Here is a 3,562-nt window from a genome sequence, read left to right on the forward strand (position 1 = left end):
AAGCCGGAGCAACCGGGCAGCCCGGTCGGCTGCCCCGCTGACCCTGTTTGTGACTGATTACGGCGGTTCCGCGTCTGCCCGCCTTGACAGGCCGCCGCCCCTTAGGCACATTTTCAAAAAAATTCCCCATCAGGAGCCGAAATGTCTGCGCCCTCTCCCGCCGCAACTCCGCCTGCCATGTCTGGCCCCACGAGGCCATCCCCCTGCGTCATTCTTATCGGCATGGCCGGAGCAGGCAAATCCACAGTGGGAGAAGCGCTTGCCCAGGCGCTGGGCTGGGCTTTTATGGACAGCGACCATCTCATTGAAGCAGTGTACGCCGCCCGCCTGCAAGATGTTACCGATGCCCTTGGCAAATCTGCATTCCTGGATGTGGAATCAAGCATTGTCTGCGCCATAAAGGCCCATCGCACAGTGATCGCCACAGGTGGAAGCGTTGTGTACCGTGAACAGACGATGCATCACCTGGCCTCACTGGGTCCGCTGGTGTATCTTGACGTGCCTTTTACCCTGATAGAAGAACGCATTGCCAGAAATCCGCAACGCGGCCTTGCCATTGCCCCCGGCCAGACCCTGCACGACATCTTTCTTGAGAGGGAAGAACTGTACGCCCGCTATGCCGACCTGCGCTGCCCCGCCGCTGCCAAAAATCCGCAGCAGTGCGCGAACTGGATTGTGCGGCAGCTGCCCGCAGAAGTGACGCTTTCTGACAATTCATAGCCCCGCGCACTGTAACCCACCGCCGGGAGGCAACCGGCCATCTGCCGTTACAGACCATCGCCCCGTTAGAGCAATTTCACTTTGAAATTGCTCTGGCGGCTGCGTGAGCAGACGTTCGCTACGGAGGCGTAAGCGCAGTTTATCTGCGCGGTTAAACGCCGAAGTGAGCGTGCCTTAAACTTTGAGAATGTATATTCTCAAAGTTAATCTGCTCTAGAGCAATTTAACTTTTAAATTGCTCGGACGGCTGCGTGAGCAGACGTTCGCTACGGAGGCGTAAGCGCAGTTTATCTGCGCGGTTAAACGCCGAAGTGAGCGTGCCTTAAACTTTGAGAATGTATATTCTCAAAGTTAATCTGCTCTAGCAGACATGCGCGCGGGCAGCCATTAGCCGTACTTCCGTTGCGCAGCATTGGCACAGCATGCCCGCACGCTTCCCGGGCAGCCTGTGATGGCTCCCGAAAACATCACGTTCCCACGCAGACAGCCCATACCGCACTGGGCGCAAAGCCATGCGGCGCCTGAGCAGGTCCGCATTATATTATACCCCCGCGCAACAAAACGTACCAACCACAAAAGCCTGTTAGCGCCGTTGTGGCGAACGGTCGGTGATCACTTCCACAGGCGTTTTACAGCATTTTTACTTTAATATATCACCGTGAAAGACATAAAAAAAAGCGGGGCCGAAGCCCCGCCAGAAAAACATTGCGTCGCAATTGCAAGCACAGAACAGTACCGGCAGACTAATACTGCCAGCTCTTGCCATCGTAACGGATAAGCTCGTTAATCCTGCGGGCCTTGACCTGCTGGCAAGCCGCAGAAAGAGCCGCCTGACGGCTGGCGCCACGGCATTCAAAAACATTTTCCTTGTAGCGGACAAAGCCCACATACTGCCCGGAAGCTCCGGGGCGCAGTTCTGTGGCAACACTGCCTTCATCCACTTCAACATAGCTGGCGACAAAATCCTTGCCGTCCTGCCGCACATCCTTTTTGGACTTGGACGGCACAACGGTACGGCCAGCCTGAGCAACCAGCTTGCGACCGACCATATTCAGCTCGGCAGCAATCTGGGCTTCTGTTTTGGCCCCTTTGGCAGCGGGCTGTTTCTTTTCGGCAGTTTTGGCGGCCTTTTTGTCGGCCTTGGCGGGAGCGGTTTTTTCCGGCGCGGGCGCAGGCTCGGCAGCCTGCTCGGGCTGGGCGGGCGTTACCACCGCTTCAGTGGACGAAGAGTCGCCGCCGAACCAGGCGCAACCACCTGTTGTCAATCCGAAGATCAGCAAAAATGCCCAAAATATTTGCTTGCGCATAGCACCTCACACATTAAAGCCGGGCGGCATAGACCACCCGGCTTTTGCATATTATTCCACTGAAAACCGCCCTTCGATTATTCGAAGGAGATTTCGGTGCGCCTGTTCATGGCGCGACCTTCAGCAGTTTCGTTGTTGTACTTGAAGGACTTGCCGCGGCCAATGGCGGTCATGCGGCTGGCGGGGATGCCCTGCTTCACAAGGTAGTTCTTCACGCTGTTGGCGCGTTCCTGCGAAAGCTTCATGTTATAGGCGTCAGAGCCGATCCAGTCGGTCCAGCCAGAGAGCACCACGCGCTTGTTGGGGTTGGCCTTGATCAGACCAGCGGCTTCGTTCAGGATGCCCATGGCCTTGCCGTCAAGGGCGTAGGAGTTGAAAGCGAAGTGTACGCCGCGCAGCACGATCACGTCTTCGTCCTGGCAGAACACGGACAGCACGAAGCGCTCAAGAGCGGCGTCGCTGGTAGCCAGTTCTTCACCACGCACCACGATGGTGGCGGGGTTCAGGGCAGCAACCTGCTTGATGGTTTCTTCGCCGTTTTTGCTGTCGGCAAAGGAGATGATGTGAACAACCAGGTTGCGCTGGCTGGCATACATCTGACGGGCCACTTCCACCAGGTCGGCGCCACGGTTGTTGTCACCGTCGGTCACGAGGATGACGGCGGCGTCGCGCTTCATGCTGGAAAGGAAAGGCTCATACGCCTGCAGGCCGGTACCCATGCTGGTCATGCGACCGAAGATCTGGAAGTCGGAGCGCAGCTTTTTGATGCCTGCGGCCATGGTGTTGCGGTCCCAGGGACCCTGGGCAACGATAACGCCGTTGGGCGAAATGGTGTGCAGACCACCATTGTAGTCCAGAGCGGGAATAGCGGCATTGATGCGCTGCAGCACATTTTTGGCCACGATGATTTTGTCCTGCTTCATCTGGGCATTTTTCATCATCATGGAGCCGGAGTAGTCTACAACGAAGTCAAAGCTGTTGATTTTCTTGGTGCAGGCCGGTGCGGCCGCGGCGGCCACAGCATAGCTCAAAATAAGAGCAGCGGCCAGAACAAGAAGACGAAACGATTTCATACTGCCTCCCAAACGTTGATAAGTTCGTCGAGTTACCGTCAATAACAGTAATTCGCGGTGTGCCCGCCACGTTGCCAACTCACTAGCAGGAAAAACCTTTGGAGGCGGCAACTGTCTTTTACATAACCGCCTTCATGAAAAACCGCAAGTTTTAAATAGGAAATACTCTTCAATAACCAGACAAGGCTTCCCTTTTTCAATGACTCCTGCAAGTTGTATCCACTTGAAAACACCGCGCTTCCTGCGGCTGGACAGCAGACCGGGCCTGAGGCATACTTATGGTTAGAACCAAGGAATATCTCTATGTCACCATTCATGTTTTCCAAATGGAGCCCTGGCGGCAACACCACCCTTCTGTTTCCGGCGCTCGACCTTGCCCCCTCGCAGCAGGCCGAGCTTGCCCGGCAGGCTCTTGACCCCTCGGTGCTCGGCGGCGAACAGGCCGGCTTTGTAGACCGTCAG

The 3,562-nt window shown here is 56.3% G+C and carries 3 protein-coding genes; 1 reads left to right on the top strand and 2 read right to left on the bottom strand.

Annotated features, from left to right (window positions below; translation table 11 throughout):
- Positions 1–141 precede the first annotated feature (141 nt).
- A complete protein-coding gene (thrB, locus tag V6C16_RS09430; RefSeq protein ID WP_333535104.1) occupies positions 142–720 on the top strand; it encodes a homoserine kinase in 579 nt (192 codons plus the stop codon).
- A gap of 743 nt (positions 721–1,463) precedes the next feature.
- Here the strand turns inward: thrB and V6C16_RS09435 are convergent.
- Both V6C16_RS09435 and V6C16_RS09440 read right to left on the bottom strand, forming a co-directional pair.
- A complete protein-coding gene (locus V6C16_RS09435) occupies positions 1,464–2,027 on the bottom strand; it encodes a translation initiation factor 2 (RefSeq protein WP_333535103.1) in 564 nt (187 codons plus the stop codon).
- Positions 2,028–2,104: 77 nt separating this feature from the next.
- A complete protein-coding gene (locus V6C16_RS09440; RefSeq protein WP_333535102.1) occupies positions 2,105–3,100 on the bottom strand; it encodes an OmpA family protein in 996 nt (331 codons plus the stop codon).
- Positions 3,101–3,562 lie beyond the last annotated feature (462 nt).

The organism is Desulfovibrio sp. 1188_IL3213, assembly GCF_036763145.1.
Taxonomy (GTDB): Bacteria; Desulfobacterota; Desulfovibrionia; order Desulfovibrionales; family Desulfovibrionaceae; genus Desulfovibrio.